21 protein-coding genes are annotated in these 21,167 nt (G+C 70.6%); 14 read left to right on the forward strand and 7 right to left on the reverse strand.

What is annotated here, in order from left to right:
* The first annotated feature begins 274 nt into the window (after window positions 1–274).
* A complete protein-coding gene (locus KGA66_RS16070; protein ID WP_211468935.1) occupies window positions 275–2,059 on the forward strand; it encodes an NAD+ synthase in 1,785 nt (594 codons plus the stop codon).
* Here KGA66_RS16070 and KGA66_RS16075 read toward each other — a convergent pair.
* Complete coding sequence (locus KGA66_RS16075; RefSeq protein ID WP_211468936.1) at window positions 2,036–2,758, reverse strand: TetR/AcrR family transcriptional regulator; 723 nt, start codon at window positions 2,756–2,758, stop codon at window positions 2,036–2,038. The genes KGA66_RS16070 and KGA66_RS16075 overlap by 24 nt on opposite strands.
* Window positions 2,759–2,801: 43 nt before the next feature.
* Window positions 2,802–4,436 (reverse strand): MFS transporter, encoded by a 1,635-nt coding sequence (locus KGA66_RS16080; RefSeq protein ID WP_211468937.1) that lies wholly within the window; start codon window positions 4,434–4,436, stop codon window positions 2,802–2,804.
* Window positions 4,437–4,835: 399 nt separating this feature from the next.
* Between KGA66_RS16080 and KGA66_RS16085 the strand changes: the two genes are divergently transcribed.
* Complete coding sequence (locus KGA66_RS16085) at window positions 4,836–5,315, forward strand: hypothetical protein (RefSeq protein ID WP_211468938.1); 480 nt, start codon at window positions 4,836–4,838, stop codon at window positions 5,313–5,315.
* A gap of 134 nt (window positions 5,316–5,449) precedes the next feature.
* On the opposite strand, the gene thiE is transcribed toward KGA66_RS16085, so the two are convergent.
* On the reverse strand, window positions 5,450–6,130 hold the full coding sequence (gene thiE, locus KGA66_RS16090) for a thiamine phosphate synthase (protein WP_211468939.1): 681 nt from the start codon (window positions 6,128–6,130) through the stop codon (window positions 5,450–5,452).
* Window positions 6,131–6,141: 11 nt separating this feature from the next.
* Window positions 6,142–6,507, reverse strand: coding sequence for an Rv2175c family DNA-binding protein (locus tag KGA66_RS16095; RefSeq protein ID WP_312886936.1), 366 nt, complete (start codon window positions 6,505–6,507; stop codon window positions 6,142–6,144).
* 139 nt (window positions 6,508–6,646) lie between these two features.
* Here KGA66_RS16095 and KGA66_RS16100 point away from each other — a divergent pair, with 139 nt between their 5' ends.
* The 11 genes from KGA66_RS16100 (at window position 6,647) to KGA66_RS16150 (ending at window position 18,316) form a co-directional block, all read left to right on the forward strand.
* Window positions 6,647–7,210 (forward strand): hypothetical protein, encoded by a 564-nt coding sequence (locus KGA66_RS16100; protein WP_211468941.1) that lies wholly within the window; start codon window positions 6,647–6,649, stop codon window positions 7,208–7,210.
* Window positions 7,211–7,421: 211 nt separating this feature from the next.
* Window positions 7,422–8,633 (forward strand): glycine oxidase ThiO, encoded by a 1,212-nt coding sequence (thiO, locus tag KGA66_RS16105; RefSeq protein WP_211468942.1) that lies wholly within the window; start codon window positions 7,422–7,424, stop codon window positions 8,631–8,633.
* Window positions 8,630–8,845, forward strand: a complete 216-nt coding sequence (gene thiS, locus KGA66_RS16110) for a sulfur carrier protein ThiS (protein WP_211468943.1) — start codon at window positions 8,630–8,632, stop codon at window positions 8,843–8,845. Before thiO ends, thiS begins: the two co-directional genes overlap by 4 nt.
* A gap of 18 nt (window positions 8,846–8,863) precedes the next feature.
* The gene (locus KGA66_RS16115; RefSeq protein WP_312886937.1) at window positions 8,864–9,637 is read left to right on the forward strand and encodes a thiazole synthase; all 774 of its coding nucleotides are present in this window, start codon (window positions 8,864–8,866) and stop codon (window positions 9,635–9,637) included.
* Window positions 9,638–9,739: 102 nt separating this feature from the next.
* Window positions 9,740–11,497, forward strand: coding sequence for a Stk1 family PASTA domain-containing Ser/Thr kinase (gene pknB / locus KGA66_RS16120; protein WP_211468944.1), 1,758 nt, complete (start codon window positions 9,740–9,742; stop codon window positions 11,495–11,497).
* Window positions 11,498–12,610 (forward strand): DMT family transporter, encoded by a 1,113-nt coding sequence (locus KGA66_RS16125; protein WP_211468945.1) that lies wholly within the window; start codon window positions 11,498–11,500, stop codon window positions 12,608–12,610. It begins immediately after the preceding gene.
* Complete coding sequence (locus KGA66_RS16130) at window positions 12,549–13,292, forward strand: SCO2525 family SAM-dependent methyltransferase (RefSeq protein ID WP_211468946.1); 744 nt, start codon at window positions 12,549–12,551, stop codon at window positions 13,290–13,292. The genes KGA66_RS16125 and KGA66_RS16130 overlap by 62 nt, the downstream gene beginning before the upstream one ends.
* Before the next feature lie 230 nt (window positions 13,293–13,522).
* Window positions 13,523–15,403, forward strand: a complete 1,881-nt coding sequence (locus KGA66_RS16135; RefSeq protein WP_211468947.1) for an SCO2524 family protein — start codon at window positions 13,523–13,525, stop codon at window positions 15,401–15,403.
* A complete protein-coding gene (locus KGA66_RS16140; protein WP_211468948.1) occupies window positions 15,403–16,317 on the forward strand; it encodes an SCO2523 family variant P-loop protein in 915 nt (304 codons plus the stop codon). The genes KGA66_RS16135 and KGA66_RS16140 overlap by 1 nt, the downstream gene beginning before the upstream one ends.
* Before the next feature lie 5 nt (window positions 16,318–16,322).
* Window positions 16,323–17,273: an SCO2522 family protein gene (locus KGA66_RS16145; RefSeq protein WP_211468949.1), complete on the forward strand. Its 951-nt coding sequence runs from the start codon at window positions 16,323–16,325 to the stop codon at window positions 17,271–17,273.
* Window positions 17,274–17,275: 2 nt separating this feature from the next.
* A complete protein-coding gene (locus tag KGA66_RS16150) occupies window positions 17,276–18,316 on the forward strand; it encodes an SCO2521 family protein (protein ID WP_211468950.1) in 1,041 nt (346 codons plus the stop codon).
* 90 nt (window positions 18,317–18,406) lie between these two features.
* Here the strand turns inward: KGA66_RS16150 and KGA66_RS16155 are convergent, their stop codons facing one another.
* On the reverse strand, window positions 18,407–18,586 hold the full coding sequence (locus KGA66_RS16155) for a hypothetical protein (protein ID WP_211468951.1): 180 nt from the start codon (window positions 18,584–18,586) through the stop codon (window positions 18,407–18,409).
* A 150-nt stretch (window positions 18,587–18,736) separates the two neighbouring features.
* Here KGA66_RS16155 and KGA66_RS16160 point away from each other — a divergent pair, with 150 nt between their 5' ends.
* A complete protein-coding gene (locus KGA66_RS16160) occupies window positions 18,737–19,372 on the forward strand; it encodes a DUF4230 domain-containing protein (RefSeq protein ID WP_211468952.1) in 636 nt (211 codons plus the stop codon).
* 23 nt (window positions 19,373–19,395) lie between these two features.
* Here the strand turns inward: KGA66_RS16160 and KGA66_RS16165 are convergent, their stop codons facing one another.
* Together KGA66_RS16165 and KGA66_RS16170 are read right to left on the reverse strand one after the other, a co-directional pair.
* Entirely contained in the window at window positions 19,396–20,025 is a 630-nt protein-coding gene (locus KGA66_RS16165) for a molybdopterin-dependent oxidoreductase (RefSeq protein ID WP_211468953.1), read from the reverse strand.
* 358 nt (window positions 20,026–20,383) lie between these two features.
* Window positions 20,384–21,148: a hypothetical protein gene (locus KGA66_RS16170; RefSeq protein WP_211468954.1), complete on the reverse strand. Its 765-nt coding sequence runs from the start codon at window positions 21,146–21,148 to the stop codon at window positions 20,384–20,386.
* Between the last annotated feature and the right edge of the window lie 19 nt (window positions 21,149–21,167).

Below are 21,167 nucleotides of genomic sequence, written 5' to 3' on the forward strand. Positions count from 1 at the left end.
CCCGCACCGCCCGGCGTCGGAACCGCCCCTCGCCGCCCGCAGTGTCCTCCCCCGGGACCGTGGCGGTGAACCCTCCGGCGCCCGCGGAGAGTCCTCGACAACTCTCCGCCGCGGCCTCGTCGCTCCCCCGTGCGACGAGGCCGCCTCATTTCTCCCCCATATCCCCCCACGAGTTAATCCGGCCCATTGGCGTGACGCTCGGCGGACAGCACGTGGCGGACGGCACACCCACCCCTTCTCGTCAGAGCGACGAGAAGGGGCGTATGCTGGAACCATGGCGCAGCTGAGAATCGCTCTGGCACAGATCAACCCGACCGTCGGCGACCTGACCGGAAACGCGCGGCTGATCCTCGGCTCGGCTCGCGAGGCGGCGGCTCAGGGCGCGCACCTGCTGGCAACCCCGGAGATGGCGCTCACCGGCTACCCGGTCGAGGACCTGGCGCTGCGCCCCTCCTTCGTCAGGGCGGCCCGCGCCGCGCTGGACCGGCTCGCCGGAGAACTCGACCGGGAGGGACTCGGCGAACTGGTCGTCGTCGCGGGGTATCTGGACGACCGCGCGGCTTTGAACGGCTCCGCGCACGAGGGCGGCCGCACCGGGCGCGGCGCCTGCTCGCCGGTGAACGCCGCCGCCGTGATCCACCGCGGCTCGGTCCTGATCCGCTCGGCCAAGCACCATCTGCCGAACTACGGGGTCTTCGACGAGTACCGCTATTTCGTGCCCGGAGACGTGCTGCCGGTCGTCCGGGTCCGCGGCGTCGACGTCGCCGTGGCGATCTGCGAGGACCTGTGGCAGGACGGCGGTCCGGTCGCGGCCGCCGACGAGGCGCGCGCCGGGCTGCTGCTGTCGATCAACGCCTCGCCGTACGAACTCGAGAAGGACGACGTGCGGTACGAACTGCTGGCCCGGCGCGCCGCCGAGGCCGGTTGCGCGGTCGCCTACGTCAACCAGATCGGTGGCCAGGACGAGCTGGTCTTCGACGGCGACTCGATCGTGGTCGCGGCCGACGGGCGGGTTGTCGCGCGGGCGGGCCAGTTCACCGAGGAGCTGTTCGTGACGGACCTCGACCTGCCCCGCGCCAACCAGCCCGCCGTGGACGCCACGGCCGCCAACGGCATGACGATCCGGCGCGTGGTCGCGTCCGCCGACCAGGCCGAGCATTACCTGCCGCGCCCCGCGGTGATCACCCCGCGCCTGGACGATCTCGCCGAGATCTACCGGGCGCTGGTCATGGGCCTGCGCGACTACGTGCGCAAGAACGGCTTCACCACGGTCACGCTCGGCCTGTCCGGCGGCATCGACTCGGCCCTCGTCGCGGCGATCGCGTGCGACGCGCTCGGCCCGCAGAACGTCTACGGTGTATCGCTGCCGAGCCGCTACTCCTCGGAGCACTCCAAGGACGACGCCGAGGAGACGGCCCGGCGCACCGGGCTGCACTACGAGACCGTCCCGATCGCGCCGATGGTCGAGAGCTATCTCAAGACCCTGGCGGACTCGGGCACGGCACTGACCGGGCTGGCCGAGGAGAACCTTCAGGCGCGGGTGCGCGGAACGGCGCTGATGGCGCTTTCGAACCAACGCGGCCACCTGGTGCTGGCCACCGGCAACAAATCCGAGCTGGCGGTGGGCTACTCCACGTTGTACGGCGACGCGGTGGGCGCCTTCGGGCCGATCAAGGACGTGTCCAAGTCGCTGGTGTGGGCGCTGGCCCGCTGGCGCGACGAAGAAGCCGAACGGCGCGGCCAGGTGCCGCCGATCCCGCGCAACTCGATCGAGAAGGAGCCCAGCGCCGAACTGCGGCCCGGCCAGAAGGACACCGACTCGCTGCCGGCCTACCAGGTGCTCGACGAGATCCTGGACCTGTATGTCGAAGGAGACCACGGCCGGGAGGAGATCGAGGCGCGCGGCTTCGACCCGGCGCTGGTGCAGCGGGTGCTCAGGCTGACCGACACCGCCGAGTACAAGCGGCGGCAGTACCCGCCGGGCACGAAGATCTCGGCCAAGGCGTTCGGCCGCGACCGGCGGCTGCCGATCACGTCACGCTGGCGCGAAGTTCCCTGATCCGGCGCCGTGCCCGGCATCCGGCGGTTCTTCGCCGCAGATCCGGCCCGGCTCCAGGGCCGCGCCGCGCAGCAGGTCGTCGACGAGCCCGACGCTGAACCGCCGGCCGACCGGCTCCGGGGGCGGGGAGTGCCGCGTCGCCGTCAGCATCGGCGCGGTGAGCATGAGCATGGCGCGCTCGATGTCGAGATCGGGGCGCAGTTCTCCGGTGGCCACGCCGCGCCGCAGCACCTGCCGGTAGACGTCCCGGCGCGGCTCGATCACCACCTCGTGGTAACGGCGGTGGAGCGTCGGATTCGCCTTGCTGGCGTTGGCCAGCACGTTGTACGCCGCGCCGCTGCTCTCCTCCTGCAGGTGACGGCGCATCACCTCCAACAGGTAGACCAGGTCTTCGCGCACTGAGACGCCGGGCGGCGTGGCCTTCTCCCGCTCCGGATGCAGCCGGCGGCAGATCGCGTCGATGATCAGCGCCTCCTTGTTGGGCCAGCGCCGGTAGATGGTGGCCTTGCCGACCTTCGCCTCGGCCGCGATCATCTCCATCGACAGCCCGTCGTAGGTGGCGCCCTCGGAGAAGAGCGCGAACACGGCGTCCAGGATGGCCTCCTCGGCCTGGCCGCTGCGCGGGCGGCCCGGCCGCCGCACCGCCGCGAACGCGGCGGTGGGCGAACCGGGCTTGACCTGATCGTCCTTCATCATCATCGTCGAGTGCTCATCCGTCCGCCGCTGGGGAGTTGCCCCGACTCTATGCGTTCACGCTCGCGGTGGACTGTGGAACGCTCTGCGCGGCGCCCGAGCCGTGACCCGTGCCCGCGGTGCGGCGCGGCAGCCAGGCGAGCACCAGCACCGCGGCCGTGACGGCGACTCCGGACGCGATCAGCGTCGAGACGTGCAGGGCGTGCACGAAGGCGCTGTCGGCGGGCACGAGCAGCCGCACAAGCTGCGGGTGCGCCGCGGCGGACTGGGCCACGAAGCCCTGCGTGGCCTCGATCGAGCCGCTGACGCCGTGCGCCACGCCGGCCGGCACGCCGGAGCCGGTCAGCACCGGCTCGATCCGGCCGCGGTAGGCCGAGGTGAGCACCGTGCCGAGCACCGCGATGCCGAGCGCGCCGCCGACCTGGCGGACCGTGTTGTTGATCGAGGAGCCGACCCCGGCGCGCTCGCGCGGCAGCGAGCTCATCACGGTGGTGGTGGCGGGCGGCATCACCAGGGCCATCGCCACCCCCTGCAAGGCGGCGATCGTGCCGTACACCCACATCGCCGAGTGCACGTCGATGAGCTGGTAGAGCGCCAGGGCCACCGCGATCAGCACCAGGCCGCTGAAGGAGACGGCGCGGGCACCGAAGCGCCCGACGACGCCGGCGGACAGCGGCGAGAAGATCAGCTGCGCGGCGGCGAACGGCAGCACCCACAGGCCGGCCTGCAGCGGGCTGTACCCGCGCACCGACTGGAGGTAGAAGGTCAGGAAGAACAGGCTGCCCATCATCGCGAAGAAGGACAGCGCGACCGAGATGACGGCCGCGGAGAAGGGCCGGTTCTTGAACAGCCGCACGTCCAGCGCGGGATGGTCGGTGTTGCGCTCCCAGACCACGAACAGCGTCAGCAGCGCCACACCGCTCACCAGCGGGCCCCAGACCGCGGGCGCGCCCCAGTCGCCGGTGTCGCCGCCGTGGATGACGCCGTACACGAAGACGACCAGTCCCGCCATGGAGAGCAGTACGCCGGCCGGGTCCAGCCGGCCCGGGTTCGGGTTGCGCGACTCGGGAACCACGAACGTCATCGCGATCAGGCCGATGATGACGATCGGCACGTTGATCAGGAAGACCGAGCCCCACCAGAAGCTGTCCAGCAGCGCGCCGCCGACCACCGGGCCGATGGCCACCGCCAGGCCGACCGATCCGGCCCACACGCCGATGGCCTTGCCCTGTTCGTTGCGGGGGAAGACGTTGGCGATGACGGCGAGGGTGCTGGGCATGATGGCGGCGCCGGCGAAGCCCATCGCGGCCCGCGCGGCGATCAGCTCACCGGGGCTGCCGGCATACGCGCACAGCAGCGAGGTGAGGCCGAACAGCGTCATGCCGACCATCAGGATCCGCTTGCGCCCGAGCCGGTCGGCCAGGATGCCCCAGGTGAACAGCAGGCCGGCGAAGATCAGGGTGTAGGAGTTGATCGACCATTCCAGGTCGGCCTGGCTGGCGCCGAGGCCGTTCGGTTTGGGCAGTGCGATGGTTTTGAGCGCGACGTTCAGCACGGTGTTGTCGAGCACGACCACCAGCAGCGAGAAGACCAGCACGCTGAGGATCAGCCAACGGCGCGGATGGCCGCCCTGAGCGTCCTGAGTTCCGGCGGCAAGGCGCGCCGCCGGGGAGTTCTGTGCCACGGGTTCCCCTCCAAGGTTCCCGGACGCCCCGTCAGAATCGGGGCGGTTCCGTTTCGTATCTCGTTTCCGGGCAGCCTACCGCCACCCTTTCCAATACGCAACCGTTCCGTATCTCTGCTGCTCGATCGTGGTTCCGGGCGCGCGCTGCGCGGGTCGCCTCGGGAAAGCGGGTTTGGTAGGGTCACGGCCACTGTGAGCGAGGTGAATCGGCGATCCGACATACCCCGGGGTGGTCCCAGGACTCAGGGGCCTGAGCCGCGCCACGCGTCCGGCTACCAGGGAATCGATCCAAGCCAGGCCGTGGAATTCCGCCGCCGACTGGATTATCAGGGCTCGGCGGAACTCATTCCGACCGCGGGACCTGACGCGGCGGCGGATCAGGGGCCTGCAATCAAGGCGGTGTGGGAGCCGCAGCCGCGCAACGCGCCCCCGCCCGGGCTGCGCGAGTCGCGCCGCCGCGAGCGCCACCCCTCGGCCGACGCGGCGCGGCGCCGGGCGGCCGCCTCACGCCGCAAGAAGCGCACCGTGCTGGTCGGCGTCGCGGCGGCGGCGCTGGTCATCTGCGCGATCGGTGTCATCGGCCTCGACGCGGGTGGCGGCAGCCTCGCCAAGGGCACGGCGACCACGATCCCCCCGGTCGCCACGCCCACCGGGCCGGACAGCGCCGGCGCGGAGGACACGGCCGGCGGCGGCGGGAACCCGTCCGGCGCCAGCCCCTCGCCCTCCCGGTCGCCGAAGCCGTCCCCCTCCGCCCACGCGAGCCGCTCGAAGGCGCCGAGCGCCTCGGCCAGCCCGAAGGCGACTCGGTCCGCCGGCAGCAGTGCGAGCCCGAGCGCGTCGCCGAAACAGACCCACTGCTTCCTGATCTTCTGTGGCTGACACCTGCCCGCGCGATCCCGGCGCCGCACGCGTCCGGTGCATGGGTAATCCGGGCCGGTGCACTGCGACGGTCACGGCGGACCTGCCGGGCGCGGACGACCGCCGGGCGGCCGGCTTCACGGCCGCCCGGCGGATCAGCTCAGCCGGCTCGCCAGAGCCGCGGCCGCGGCCGCCGGGTCCGGCGCCTCGGTGAGCGCGCGCACCACCACGACGCGGCGGGCTCCGGCCCGCACGACCCGGTCGATCGTGTCCGAGCCGACTCCTCCGATGGCGAACCAGGGCAGCGCCGCGGGATCGTCCGGTGGCGCAGCCTTCGCCGCGTAACGCACCAGGTCGAGACCCGGCGCCGGGCGACCGGGCTTGGTCGGGGTCGGCCAGCACGGGCCGACACAGAAATAGCCGGTCAGCGGGTCTGCCACGGCGGCGTCTACCTGCCGCTCGTCATGGGTGGAGCGACCGAGCACCACCCCCGGGCCGAGCATGCGGCGGGCGAAAGGGGGAGGCAGGTCGTCCTGACCGAGGTGCAGCATCGCCGCTCCCGCCGCGAGCGCGACATCGGCCCGGTCGTTGACCGCGAGCAGCTTGCCGTGCCGCGCGCAGGCGTCCGCGAACTGCTCCAGCAGGTCCAGTTCCCGCCGCGCTTCCAGACCCTTCTCCCGCAGCTGGACGATGTCGACGCCGTTGGCGAGCACCGCGTCCAGGAACTCGGCCAGATCGCCGCGCTCCTGTCTGCCGTCGGTGCACAGATAGAGCCGGGCGCCGCGGATCCCGGGCCGCGGCGCCGCCTGCTCGGGAAGATCCACCTCAGAGGGCATCTCGACTCAGCTCAGAATCCGAGCGCGTGCGCGCGGCGGCGCACCTCGGTACCCCGGTTGTCGGCCAGCGCCTGCACCGGCGTGCCGGGCAGCGACTCGTCCGGGGTGAACAGCCAGCGCACCGACTCCTCCACGGAGAAGTGGTTGTCGGCGAGCAAAGTCAGCGTGCCGGGCAGCCCCTTGAGGATCTGTCCGCCGTCCAGGAACGCGGCGGGCACCGACAGGGCCTTCGAGTCGCCCCGGCGCACGGCCACGATCTGGTGCTCTTTGAGCAGCTGGCGGGTGCGGGTGATCGGCAGGGCGAGGCGCTCGGCCACCTCGGGAAGAGTCAGCCAGACGGGTACGAGCTCTTCGAGCTCGGCGAAGATGGATGTCACGCCCCCCAGATTGCCATGGCCTTCCGACAGCGCCCAACGCCATGGCACCGCCCGAGGTGGGCCCCGCCGGGCCGAGTCGGCGAAAGTTGCCGCCCTGGGTTTACCCCACCCTCAGCAAAAGGCCCTAGTGTGTGCGCCTATGGAGAACACCACGACCCAATCCGGCGAGGAAAGCGAGACGGAGATCGTCTCGGCCGCCGCGCCCGAGTCCGAACTCGCCGAGTCCGAGCTCGTCGAGTCGAACGAGCCCGAAGAACTCGCCGATTTCGACGTCGCGGACGAGGACGGCGAGGAGAACACCGGCTCCGGCTTCGTCTCCGGTGCCTTCGGCCTGACCTCGCTGGCCCTCGCGCTGGCCTCGCTGTCCGGAGGCTGGCTCGGCACCGTGTACGGCGCCCGCGAGGAATACCTCGTCGAACTCAAGGCCACCTCGCAGAACACCCAGACCTCGCTCAACGCGTTCCACAGCAGCTGGCACGCCCAGGCCGCGCTCGGCGGGATCTTCGCGCTGGCCTCGCTGCTGATCGGCGCCGGCGTGCTGGCCTCCCCGGCGCTGCTGCTGAGCGGCAAGACCCCGGCGTGGGCCCGCGCGACCGCCCTCGGCGGCGTGATCCTCGCGCTGATCGGCCTGCTGCTGGCGATCCTGACCTGGTTCAACGTCATCGCTCCCGGTCTGACCGCACCGCCCGCCGCAGCCGGCTGAGTCCGCGCTCATGTGTACGTCCGACGGCGCCGCCTGCGCGTAACTCAGAGTGATACCCACATACCGCTGAGTAAGCGTGGCGGCGCCGGTTACACTTGCCGGAACGAACAGCACGGGAGCCCGCCGCGGCGGGCTGAGAGGGGGGCACGCGGCCCCCGACCGTTTGAACCTGGCCCTGCGGCTTAAGCGGCGGGGCGGAGGGAGCGCAACGATGGAAGCGCCGGAAACCACCATCCCGCACGCGCGGCCGGCTCCGGCCCGACCCGACGCGATCGTCGTCGGGGGCGGCCTCATCGGCCTCGCGGTCGCCTGGCGCGCCGCACAACGCGGCCTGCACGTCGCGCTGGTCGACCCGGAACCGGGCTCCGGCGCCTCGCACGCCGCCGCCGGGATGCTCGCCCCGGCCACCGAGGCGCACTACGGCGAGGAAAGGCTGCTGCGGCTCAACCTCGCCTCCGCGCGCCGCTATCCGGACTTCGTAGCCGAACTGGAAGGCGTGTCCGGCACTCCCGCCGGCTACACCGCGCGCGGCACGCTCGCCGTCGCGTTCGACTCGGGCGACCGGGCCGTGCTGGCCGACCTGGCGGCCTTCCACCAGCGCCTGGGTCTGGACTCGGAACCGCTCAGCGGGCGCGAATGCCGCTCCCTCGAACCGCTGCTCTCCCCCGACGTCCAGTCCGGTCTGCACGTGCGCGGCGATCACCAGATCGACAACCGGATGCTGGTGGCCGCGCTGCTCACCGCACTCACCCGCGAACACGTCACGGTGCATCGCGAGCGCGTCGCCGAACTGCTGGTCGAGCACGACGTGGCGATCGGCGTACGGCTTGCCGACGGCCGGACGCTGCACGCCGACCGGGTGGTTCTGGCCGCCGGCTGCCAGTCGACCTCGATTCCCGGGCTTCCGCCCGGCGCGCTGCCGCCCATCCGACCGGTCAAAGGGCAGATATTGCGCCTGTCCGTCCCGGCGAGCGCCGTACCGTTCCTGGGTCGCGCGGTACGCGGCGTCGTGCGCGGCCGCCAGGTCTACCTGGTGCCCAGGGAGCACGGGGAACTGGTCGTCGGCGCGACGGTCGAGGAGCAGGGTTTCGACACTCAGGTCACGGCGGGCGGCGTCTACGAGCTGCTGCGCGCCGCGCACGGGCTGGTGCCTGATATCGGCGAGTTGCCGCTGACCGAAGTGCGCGCGGGCCTGAGGCCCGGTTCACCGGACAACGCGCCGCTGCTCGGCCCCACCGCCCTGCCGGGCCTGGTCGCCGCCACGGGGCATTTCCGCAACGGTGTGCTGCTGACCCCGATCACGGCAGACGCCATAGCCGAATGCCTGGTCAGCGGGCAAATGCCCGAAGACGCACAGGGCTTCGAACCGCAGCGCTTCGGCAACGAGCCGCGCCGCTTCTCGAAGAAGGCCGCGCTTGCATGACCGCGACGCGCGTGCAAGTCGTCGTCAACGGACAGCCTGAATCCTTTCCCGCCGACACCACCCTCGGCGCGTTGATCAGCCGACTGCGCCCATCCCGCACAGGCATCGCGGTGGCGGTCGGCGATGACGTCGTACCGCGCGCGGAGTGGGACGACAGGCCGCTTCGGCACGGCGACCAGATAGAAATCCTCACCGCCGTCCAGGGCGGCTGAGGTCGGACAGGGGGAACGGTGCCAGACACGTTCGAACTCGGCGGAAAGAGCTTCACCTCCCGGCTGATCATGGGCACCGGGGGCGCGCCGAGCCTCAGCGCGCTTGAGGACGCCCTGCTCGCCTCGGGCACGCAGCTGACGACGGTGGCGCTGCGGCGGGTCACTCCGGGCACCGCCGGATCGATCCTCGATCTGCTCAACACTCTCAAGATCGCGGTCCTGCCGAACACGGCCGGCTGCCACACCGCACGCGAGGCGGTGCGTACCGCACGCCTGGCCAGGGACGCGCTGCTGACCGACTGGGTCAAGCTCGAAGTCGTCGCCGACGAGGACACCCTGCTGCCTGATCCGGTCGAACTCCTCGACGCCGCGCAGACGCTGGTCGCGGACGGCTTCACCGTGCTTCCCTACACCAACGACGACCCGGTGCTGGCCCGCCGCCTCGAACAGGCCGGCTGCGCCGCGGTGATGCCGCTGGGCGCACCGATCGGCTCCGGACTGGGCATCCGCAACCCGCACAACCTTGAGCTGATCGTGCGCGGCGCGGGCGTGCCCGTGATCCTCGACGCGGGCATCGGCACCGCCTCCGACGCCGCGCTCGCGATGGAACTGGGCTGCTCCGCGGTGCTGCTGGCATCGGCGGTCACCCGCGCACAGGAGCCGGCGCGGATGGCCGCGGCGATGCGGCACGCGGTGACCGCCGGGCGCCTCGCTCACCTGGCCGGGCGCATACCGCAGCGTTTCCACGCCCGTGCCTCATCGCCCGGTCTCGCCGAATCACCGGCCTTCTGAGCGGGATCCGCACCAGCGCGTTCGAACACTGCCGTTCCAGCTTCGCCACATTCGCGTATCAGCGGGCGCCGCTGTCGTGACCAACGCCTACACTCGATTTTCGTGGAGGCTCCCTCGCGGCACGAACCCGTGCTGGACGGCGCGCTGATCGGGCGGACGCTCGACGGCCGGTACGCCGTCCAGTCGCGTCTCGCCCAAGGAGGCATGGCCACGGTGTACCGGGCCTGGGACAACAGGCTGGACCGGCTGGTCGCGCTCAAGGTCATCGACCCGGAACTGGCGCGGCACCCCGAGTACGTGGCCCGCTTCATACGCGAGGCGAAATCGGCGGCCCGGCTCAGCCACCCGAACATCGTCGCCGTGTACGACCAGTCCGGGCAGCCGCCGCTGGCCTATCTGGCGATGGAATACGTGCCCGGCGAGACCCTGCGCGAGTTGCTGGGCCGCCGCGGCCGGCTCAGTCCGCGCGAGGCGCTGGAGGTGCTGGACGCGATGCTCGCCGGCCTGGCCGCCGCGCACCGCGCCGGGATCGTGCACCGGGACGTCAAACCGGAAAACGTGCTGCTCAACGCCGCGACACTGAACAGTCGTCAGGGCTCTTACGCATCCGCGGTCAAGGTCACCGACTTCGGATTGGCGCGCAGCGTGAGCACCGAGGGCGGCACGCCCGGCGCGACTCTGGGCTCTTCGCTGGGCGCCACACTGCCCGGCGGCGGCCTGATCGGCACGGTCTCCTATCTCGCCCCCGAACTGGTCGCGCACGGCACCTGCGACGCGCGTTCCGACGTGTACTCGGCCGGGATCGTGCTCTTCGAGCTGCTCTGCGGCCGCAAGCCGTTCACGGGCGGCACCCCGGTGGAGATCGCGCGCCGGCACGTCACCGAGCGCGTTCCGCCGCCTTCGCTGCTGGTGCCCGGCCTCGACCCGGCGCTCGACGCGCTGGTCGCCTCGGCCACCGCCCGCGACCCGGGCGCCCGGCCCGTCGACGCGGCGGCCTACCGCGAGCAGGTGCGCGCCGTGTACGCGAACCTGCCGGACTCGGCGCTGAACCTGGGCGGATACGCCACCGTGGAGACCACGCGGCCGCTGCCGCCGGAGCCGACGCGCCGGGCCGAGCCGACCCAGCACTATGTCGCACCCCGGACCTCTGCGCGGCAGAGCCGGGTCGTCGATCAGGCGCCGCGCCGCCGCTCGCTCAAGGGCCTGATCATCTTCCTGGTGGTGCTGTTCCTGGCCGCCGCCGCCGGGATAGGCGCCTGGCTCTACGGCCGGGTGGTCTTCGAGAACACCCCGAACCTGGTCGGCCTCACCCGATCGCAGGCCACGACGACGCTGGCCGGTGACGGGCTGAAGGCGAGGATAGTCGAGGGCTACAGCGACACCGTCGGGGTCGGCGAGGTCGCCTCGGTCTCCCCCAGCCCGGGCACCCCGGTCAAGCAGGGGTCTGTGATCACGCTGACCGTCTCGAAGGGCCGGCGGGCCACCGTGCCGGACGTGACCGGACGGACCCAGGACGACGCTACCGCGGCGCTCCAGGGCAGCGGCTTCACCGTCGCGATCGCCACCGCCCAGGTCTCCTCGGACACGGTGCCGAAGGGCTCGGTGGTCTCGTACACCCCGAGGGGCGCCGTCGCGCCCGGCAGCACGGTCACGCTGACCCTCTCCAGCGGCGCGCGGCAGGTCGTCGTGCGCGACGTGACCGACATGACGGTGGAGGACGCGACCGCGGCGCTCCAGGCCCAGGGCTTCACCGTGCACACCACGCGGCTGCTCCCGTTCGTCGACAACGTGGGGCGGCAGTCGCCGAGCGGCGGTTCGAGCGTCGACTACGGTTCCACGATCACGCTGTACATCTACTAGATGGCGAAAGACGCACTGCGCGCGCCGCGGCGCGCAACGGTCACCGCCACGGCCGGGCTGCTCGGTGTCACGCTGGTCTGGGGCGTGTCCTTCGTGATGACCAAGGACGCGCTCGGCGACATGCCCGTCGCCGATCTGATGTTCGAGCGTTTCGCGCTGGCCACGGCCGTGCTGCTGGCGCTGCGTCCCCGGGCGCTGCGCGGACTCGGCGGCGCCGGCTGGCGGCACGGTGTGCTGATCGGCCTGATCCTCGCCTTCAGCTGCCTTACCCAGACCTACGGGCTGCGCACCACCCCCGCGTCGGTGTCCGCGTTCATCACCGGGCTGTTCGTGGTCTTCACCCCGGTTCTGGGCGCGCTCGTGCTGCGCACCCGGATCGCGGTGACCGCGTGGGCCGGCGCCGGGCTCGCCACGGCCGGCCTCGGGCTGCTGACACTGGAGACCTCGGGCGGCAGCCTGATCGGTACCGGGGAGCTGTTGACGCTCGCGTGCGCGGCCGGCTGGGCCGCGCACATCACCGCCGTCGGCGCATGGGCCGACCGGCATGATCCGTACGCGCTGGCCGTCGTGCAGCTCGCCGCCACGGCCGCGGTCTGCCTCATCGTCGCGGTGCCCGGCGCGGTCGGCCGCGGCGCAATAGTGCTGCCGTTCCGCGGCGCGGATTGGGTGACGCTGGGCTACACCGCGCTGCTGTGCACGGCCGCCGCGTTCTTCATGCAGACATATGCGCAGCGGCGCATCTCCGCCACCCGCACCGCGGTGGTGATGACCATGGAGCCGGTTTTCGGCGCGCTGGCTGCACGGGTTTCCGGGGAGCATCTGCCGCTGCGCGGTTACTTCGGCGCGGCGCTCGTACTGGCCGCGATGTATCTGGTCGAGCTTCGGCGCGCCCCTGGCGGTTCACGGCATCCCGCCGCACCGCGGGCGGTGTCTGCTATCGTGCCCCGGGAATCAGTGTTCTTTCACTCACCTCCCGTCGATGCCGGGTCGGCGACCGTCGGCCCGGTCGGACTGCGAGCGGTTGCCACCACCCATGGAACAGATGCGCTCGATGGCTCCACCACGGAACTCGGAACTGCCCTGGGACCGGTTCGACCCCTTCGGGTACCTTGAGTCCAACTACCGCGGCATGCGCGCTGACGATGCGGAGATCCTGCGCCGCACGCACGCCTGGTTCGCCGAGCAGACCGGCGGCGCGGCCGGGCACGGCCTGGACGTCGGTTGCGGTCCGAACCTCTACCCCGGCCTGGCGATGCTGCCGGTGTGCCGCACGGTGACTCTGATCGACTACTCGCACCGCAACATCGCCTGGCTGCGCTCACACTTGGAGCACTGCGGCGAGATCTGGCGGCCGTACTGGGATCTGGTCTCCCCCGGCGGGCGGAACGGAGCCTTCGAACAAGCCCGCCGCTGGCTCGCCGAACGCGGCCGGATCGAGCACGGCAGCGTGTTCGACCTGCCGTCGGCGGCCTGGGACCTGGGCACCATGTTCTTCGTCGCCGAGTCGATCACCGGCGACCACACGGAGTTCACGGTCGCGGTCACCCGCTTCCTCAGTGCGCTGCGCCCGGCGGCGCCGTTCGCGGCCGCCTTCATGGAGTACTCCGCCGGCTACGACATCGCCGGCGTCGAATTCCCCGCGGTGAGCATAGGCGAGCGGGAACTGCTCGGCTGCCTGGCGCCGCATTGCGCCGAGGTGCGGATCCACCGGGTGGGGATCGGGGCGCAACCGCTGCGCGCCGGATACTGCGGCATGCTTCTGGCGCTGGGAACAACGCGCGCGACGGCGATGTGACGGACCGTTCGCTGCCGTACGATGAGTCAGGGCGCTTCGAGCCGGTAGACTCCGGCCCTGCGACACCGCTGGCCTGCCCGCTTCGCCGATCCGCGCGCTCGAAGGCTTGAATTCGAGCTCTGGGATCGTGGGCGCGGCGCAAAGGGTCGCGGGGCGTAGCGGGCCGGGGCCGCCGCGCCCGCCGCCACTGCCACGCCGTCGATCCCGCCACGCCGTCGATCGGAGCGCCGATGAGAGCGAACGTCGAGAACATCGAACCGCGCCGACGCCTGCTGGACGTGTGGAAGGCCCTGGGCGACTTCGCGATGACGGACCGCAAGTGGCGATGGCAGGGGCGGCAGGAGCCCAACTCGATCGCGGACGCCGAGCAATTGCTGTGCCTGCTGCAGCCGGCCACCGCGCTGTCGGCGCTGCGGCTGGCCGACCCGGACGAGACCTCCCAGGACGCGAAATCCGCGCTGCACCGCTTCGGCAGCGAGTCGCTGATCCCTCGCTCGATCATCGAGATCCTGGAGGACTACCTCGACCGCTACACCATGCCGGACGGCGGCCCGCCCTCCTTCGCCGGCGGCAGCGCCTTCATCCCGTGGTTGCCCGGCGACAAGCTCTCCGACGAGCAGCGCGACCTCGACCTGCTGGTCTCCTACACCACCTCGGTCACACTGTGCCTGTCCGCGCTGGAGTTCCTGCAGGACTATGAGCGCACCACCGCGCGCGGCAGCTGGCTCAAGCGCGCCGTCGAGCTGCGCGGCCGGGTGGACGAGCGGCTGACCGGCGCGCTGATCGGCCTGACCCGCAGCTTCACCACGAACCTGATCGAACCGGACTCCGCCGAGGGCCGTAACCTGATCCGGCTGCTCGATCAGGACGAGACCGGCGACACCCAGATGATCATGGAGGGGTTCAACCAGCGGATGAACGAGGTGCGCGGCCGGCTGAGCGAGGCGCGGCTCGGCGTGTCCATCGCCGCGGAGATCGACGACCCCGGCGTGCTCTTCGAGCTCGGCTGGACCTGGGGCGTCGCCAGGGACGCGCCCCTGGTCGAACTGGACGAGCCGGCCGCAGACACCTCCTCGCAGCGCCCCGGCGTCGCTCTCTCAGCGCCCTTCCTCTACTTCACCCTGATGGCGCTGGACACGATCGAGCAGCTGACCCGCGACCGCGTCAGAGTGCTGGGACTGCTGAACCCGTTGCAGGACCGCCTGGCCACCGCGCTCGGACTGCGCCGGGACCTGACCCAGATCTACTGGTCGCGTCTGGCCCGATTCGGCGAGGGCCGCTGGCCGCTGGAGGACCTGCCCTGGCGCACGGTGGACGACACCGAGAACGACTACTACAGCCTCGCCGTCTCCGCGCTGCTGATCCAGGACCTGCGCCAGCGCACCGCGAGCGAGGCGGATCTGCAACGCGTCGAACCGCTGCTGGGGGAGCTGGCCAGCCGAGCCCGCATCACCCGGCGGGCGCTGCGCGACGACCCCGCGCTCGGCCTACACGACCCGGGCCTGAAGATCGAGTTGGAGGGTTCGGACGAACTCGGGCGGCCGATGGCCTATCAGCTCGCGGACTTCGCTCCGGTGCTGTTCAAGCGCACGACGCAACTGGCCGAGCTGACCATCGACCCGAAGACGCGGGACAAGCTGCTGGGCTTGGCCACCCAGCTGTGGAACCACCTCGCGTCCCGTCGGATCGACGGTGGCAAGGCCGACGGCCTGTGGGACGACCCGGGGCGCGCGTACGGGGGAATCAGCGTGCGATACGACGAGCCGCTGTGGTCCACCAACGCCCGGATCGTCGACGCGCTGATCTCGTCGGCCAACGCGCTGAACACCCGTCAGACGCACAACGAGATCCTCAGCGAGACCGCGGCGGCGATGGTCAGCGAGGCGGAGTTCCTGCTCAACCAGCAGCAGATGACCACGCCCGCGCTCAGCTCCTCGCCGATGCTGCGCGGCCTTGAGGAGATCCGCACCTCGCTGCAGCGTGCCAGGACTCTGATCGAGTCGCAACCGTCCACCGCGATCGCACTGTGCGTCAACGCGGTAGCGCAACTCGACAAGAACACCCAGGCGCGCCTCGATGCCCGCAGCGGCCGGCCGGGAGCCACGGACTGATGATCATCTTCTCCGTCTCGCACAAGGGCGGCACCGGCCGTTCCGTCACCAGCACGAACCTGGCCTACCGTGCCGCGCTGCGCGGGTACAACACCTGCTATCTCGATTTCGACTTCGGGTCGCCGACCATCGGCACGATCTTCGACGTGGAGAACACGATCGACGGGGTGATCGGCAACGGACTGCACGACTTTCTCGGCGGACGCTCGGCCGATGTGCAGCGCGTCAGCGTGTGGGCCGAGTCGAAGGTCAGCGGTTCGGGGCAGCCACCGGGTGCCGGCTCGCTGACACTGCTGCCGGGCAGCCGCGGAGGCGGCGAGTTCAGCGTGGACAAGGCCACCGTGGACCGGTGCACCGAACTGTTCGTCAAGCTCGACGAGGAGTTCGACCTGATCCTGGTCGACCTGAGCGCGGGTAGGTCCTTCGCCGTCGAACTGGCGCTGCAGTGCACGGCCCGGCCCGCGCTGCGGATGGTGCCGGCCCGCTGGCTGGTGTTCCACCGCTGGACCCGCCAGCATGTGCGCGCGGCCCACGACCTGGTCTACGGCGAGCGCGGCCTGCTCAACTCCGCGGTCTCCACCGGACACGACGACGCGGTGATGCGTACGCTGATCCGCTTTGTGCGCACGGCGTACATCGATCCGCACTCGCCGTCGACCGACCACCTGAGCCCAACCCAGCAGAACTGGCTGTTCGAGATGGACCGCGATCTGGAAGCGCTTTCCGCGCGGCTGAAGCTGGGCCGCTCGGTGCGCCTCGGCAGCGTGTCCCTGGACGCGGTGCTCCAATGGCGCGAGCAGCTGATCACCGACCGGGACGTGAAGACACTGGGCATCGCGCACGAGGAAACCGTGCGGGCTTACGAGGACTTGGCGCAGGCGGTCACCGACCCCGCCGTCTGGGAGTCGATCTGAGGGCGATGGATACCAGCTTCCGGGAGACCTCGACGCTGCGGCGGGTGCAGGACGTCGCCTACTCGCACCTGTCCGTGGAACTCGACCACCTGTACATGGAGGACTTCCTCCTCGGCGAGCAGCATCTGCGCTCGCGCATAGAGCAGGTCGCTCCGTGGTTCGAGACGGCCGTGCGCACCTTCGAGGCGCGCCGGCCGAGCGGTCGGCCGCGCGTGAGCACGTGCTTCCTGGTCGACGATTATTTCAGCAATCTGATTCCGCCGGCCGAGTTGCTGCCGATGCTGCGGGAGGCCGCGGACAAGGGCGGCGTGCGGGTCGACTACGTGGCGCGCGAGTCCGCGTGCGCGCAGTACGAGGGCGTCGAGGTGGCCGCGATCGTCGCCGGCAGGCTGGTGTCGGTGCCGGTCGAGGGCACGGACGGCTCGCGTCCCCCGGTGGCCGAGTCCGGCTGGCTCTCGAACGGCCAGCGCTCGCCGTCCGGTCCGGCGGAGGCGCTGCGGATGCACGCCTGGCAGCCTCCGGTGGAGGCGGAGGCGCGGCAGCACTCGATCTTCGTGGACGTACAGCTGTGGTCTGAGAAAGACGGCGAGCGGTTGTGGTCCTGTCCGATGCTCGCCGCGGTCTGGCAGCTCTCCCGGCTGGGTCTGCTGCGCGACCACGGCCGCACCATCATCCAGCCGCGGCCGTTGCCCGAGGATCTGCCGGCCGAGTGGTCGGCGATGCCGGCGGTGATCCAGCTGAACCGGAGCGCGGCGCCGTTCCACGGCTACTGCACGCTGTCGCTGCTGGACAGCCGCTTCCTTGGCATCGAGCACGCGGTGCGGGTGATCCTGGACCAGGTCACCCAGGACGCCGAGGTGATGACCAGGGTCGTGCAGCGGGCGCTCCAGGAGGGCATGCGCGTCGCGCAGGACGTGACCGGCCGGATCGCGTATACGTTCATGACGGATTTCTGATCGTGCGCGCCCAGGAGACCCCGGCCTACTCGCCGACGGACCCGGCGCGCGACACCGCTGCCACCGCGAGCGTCGCGGTCGGCGAGATCCGCACCGGTCTGCTGCGCCACGGCGCGAGCCTGACTACGGACGCGACCGAGCGGCTGCTCGATCTGCTGCCCGGGGAGCCGGTGCTGCAGTCGCGGCGGCCGATCGACCACGCGCTGTCCCCGGACGTGGCGAACGGCGTGGACTGCAATGTGCTGACGTCCAACGGAGCGCGGGTGCACACGGTCGGCACGGTGCTCACCCACGCGGCGATCACCGGCGGGCGGGTACTGCAGACCTCGACGTACGCGCGGATCGATCCGGCGGGCTCGCGGCACCGACGCTCGTGGGCCCACTACACCGCGCGACCGGGTCGGCTGGAGACGCTGGGCCGGGCCGACGCCGACGAGTTGGCCGCCGGTTTCGCCGCGCTGACCGGCGCTGTGGCGCCCGGCTGCCTGGACGTGGGCGCGGTGTGTGAGCGGCTGGCCCGGCGGCTACAGTCCTCGCCGCTGCTGGACGGGTGTCCACCGATCAAGTCCCAGTGGACGCGCACCCGCTGGACCGCGCTGTTCGTGTCGAAGCACGACGAGCGCGCTGTGCCGCGCGCGGACTTCGTACTGTACGACGAGAACGTACGCACAATCAGCCTCCTTATTCCCTATGCCCTGCGTGAGTCCTACCGGCTCGGCGCGGTCCTGGAGCTGTGCCGCGATCTGGCGTTACACGACTGGGTGCTGACCACGCTCTCTCAGCGCATCAAGCGGATCTCGTCCGTCTCCGGCGACAGGACGCGCGCGGTGGGCGAGCTGTACCCCACCATCAGCCACCTGCTTCACTTGTGGATGCCGGGCGCCCGGGTGGAGCCGCAGCTGGCCCGGGTCTGGGACGGGTTCGAACGGCAGCCGGGTTTCACGCGGCAGTGGAACACCTCGGTCGGCTGGATCCGCGACCAGCTCTCGTTGCACACCCTGCAGTTGCTCGGCGGCCTGGAGAGCAACCGTACGGCCGGATAAGCCGACAGCGGCGATATGGCAGTTGCGGGATGGCGGCGATTGGATAGTTGTCATGGACATCGCGCGAGAGGCGAGGATGCCGAGCAGATCCTACCGAGGGTAGTCGTACGCGTACGAAGAGTACTGATCCGGCGCGGACTGCTGCGGCGCGCCTACCTTCGTTCCTTTTCGGTAGCCGCCGAACAGCAGACCCAGCAGGATGATGACCAGGATCAGCCAGAAGATCGGCCAGAAACAGCCGAGCGGCCGCGGTGCGGCGCCGTCCGCCATACCCCGGCGGCGCCTTCTCCACGGCGGGCGCGGATAGACCACCTCTCGGCCTCCTCGGTTCAACGACAGCTCAACGTTTAGCAACGATGCAGTCAGCTAACACAGTACCTTGGCCGGGCTACTCGCAAACCGAACCGGAAGGCGATCACGATGAGCAAGTGGCGCAGGCGGATAAGCGGCACGGCGGCGGCCTTGGCCGCGTTGTTCGTGCTCTACCTCATAGGTTCGGCCGCGCATCTGTTCCCCCAGCTGCGCAATCCCTTCGGTGAGACCACGACCGAGCGCAGCCAGCCGGTGGTGCTCAAGTCGATCGTGGAGCTGTCCAAGTACGAGGCGGCGAGCGGCAACTTCCAGGTGGTGGTGGATGTCAGCTCCTCGGGGATCCTGCCCAGCTTCCTGGAGGGCAGCGACACCATGTTCATCGGCATCGGCTCGGAGAACGCGTACGTGGACTTCTCCCACCTGAAGGGTGACGCGGTCAAGGTCTCCGCGGACCGGCTCACCGCGACGCTCACGCTCCCGCACGCCCAACTCGACCCGGCCGTGCTGGACGTGAAGCAGTCCTACGTCTTCGCGCAGCAGCAGGGTCTGTTCACGCGGCTCAACTCGTTCCTGAGCGGGAACCCGAACAGCCAGCAGGCGGTCTACGAACTGGCCCAGAAGCAGATCGAGAAGGCTGCGGCCTCCAGTGCCGTGCGCGCGGACGCCGAGCGCAACACCCGCGCCATGCTTGTCAGCCTGCTGCAGTCGCTCGGGTTCAAGACCGTGACCGTCACGTTCGCCTGACCACGCAGCGGTGCGCGGCCGGGTCAGTCCTCCTGGTACGAATAGCGCTGCTCCTGCCACGGGTCGCCCACGTTGTGGTAGCCGCGCTCCTCCCAGAACCCGCGCCGGTCCGCGACCAGATACTCGATGGCGCGGACCCATTTCGGGCCTTTCCACGCATACAGGTGCGGAACGATGAGCCGTAGCGGGAACCCGTGCTCCGGCGACAACTGCTCGCCGTTGCGGTGCGTCGCCAGGATGGTGGTCTCACGCAGCAGGTCGTCGAGGCGCAGGTTCGCGGAGTAGCCGTACTCGGCCCACACCATCGCGTGCGTCGCCGCTGCGGCCGGCGGGGCGATTTCGATCAGGGATCTGGCGAGCACGCCGGACCAGGTGTTGTCCAGCAGCGTGAACTTGGTGACGCAGTGCAGGTCCGCCTCGACCCGGTCGGTCGGCAGGTCGTGGAAGGCGGCGTAATCCCAGGTCCGCTTCCCGCCGTCGGCGGTCGCGCCGTACACCTGGAAGTCCCAGCGGTCGGGCTTGAACCGCGGTACCGGACCGTAGTGCAGCACCGGCCAGCTGGCCTGTACGCGCTGCCCCGGAGGAATCCGCACCGAGTCGTCCGCGGAACCCTCGCCGCGTGGTTGCCGCGCGTCGATGCCACTCAGCCCCATGACGTCTATCGTCCCAGATCCAAAAGGATGCTCTGTACCGCGTCCGACCCCGTATAACGCGTCATCTGGTGTTATTACCCTCCGTACCTGTAGTGCTTACGCAGCGCCTGACGCGCGGTCATCCTTCAGCAGACTCCTCGCGTCCACCCTCCACGAAGGATGCGATTACAGGCGGACCTGTTCGGCTCGCAGTGGCGCTCCATCTTCTGGGTGAATGTGCCGCTGGGCTCACGGACCGTGCTGTGCGCGTGGCGCGTCGTGCCGCGCGGCAAGCCGCACGGGACGGACGCGCCGGCGCTCGACGTGCCGGGGATGCTGCTGTCCGGTGGATTGCGTTCCACCGCGGGTGGGAGCTCGCTCAGTCGCCGGCTTCCGAGGCGGGGACGAACTCGGCGGCGGCCATGGTGCCCTTTTTGTGGAAACGCAGCGCCTCCCACAGCGGCCCGGGGATCATGTGGATGCCGTAGTGCGCGCGGTGGTGGGCGACGCACAGTACCTCGAGGTTGCCCGGGGACTCGGCCCATTCCTGGAAGTCCTCGTCGTTCTCGAAGTGCAGCCCGAGCGCCTGCTCGACCTTCTTCGGGTCCACCTGGTTGATCTGGGAGAACTCGATGTAGCTGTGGTGCAACTCGGGCACCCCGTCGCACAGGTCGTCGTTGATCATGCAGCGCCACAGCCCCTGCCGCTTGAGCCGGGCCTTGGCCTGCTCGAACAGGTGGTAGTGCGGGTCGTCCTCGCGCGGCGCGTGGTCCGGGATGTGCGAGAGCACGTGCAGCGTCATCGCCTGGTCGTGCGCCGCGGTCGCCGCGGCCGCCGAGGAGGCGGCGTGCGTGTGGTTCGGAGCCTCGGGAGTGTGCGTGTGCGGCGCCGCTTGGTGCGGCACGCTCGCGCGGGACGCGGCGGTGGTCTTCTTCGCAGCGGGCGCCTTCTTGGCGGCGGGCCTGGCCGCAGCCTTCTCCGCGCTCGCCTTCTCAGCGGTCTTCTTCGCGGGGGCGTGTTCGCGGGACGCGGCCTCGGCGTGCGACCGGTTGTGTTCCTCCGCGTACTTCTCCGCGGCCGCGCGCCGCGCCGCTTCCTGCTTCTCTTTCTCGTCGTCATTGAAGAGCTTGTCGAAAAGCCCCATGAGACCATCCCCCTGACAA

It is taken from the genome of Actinocrinis puniceicyclus (assembly GCF_018283645.1).
Taxonomy (GTDB): domain Bacteria; phylum Actinomycetota; class Actinomycetes; order Streptomycetales; family Catenulisporaceae; genus Actinocrinis; species Actinocrinis puniceicyclus.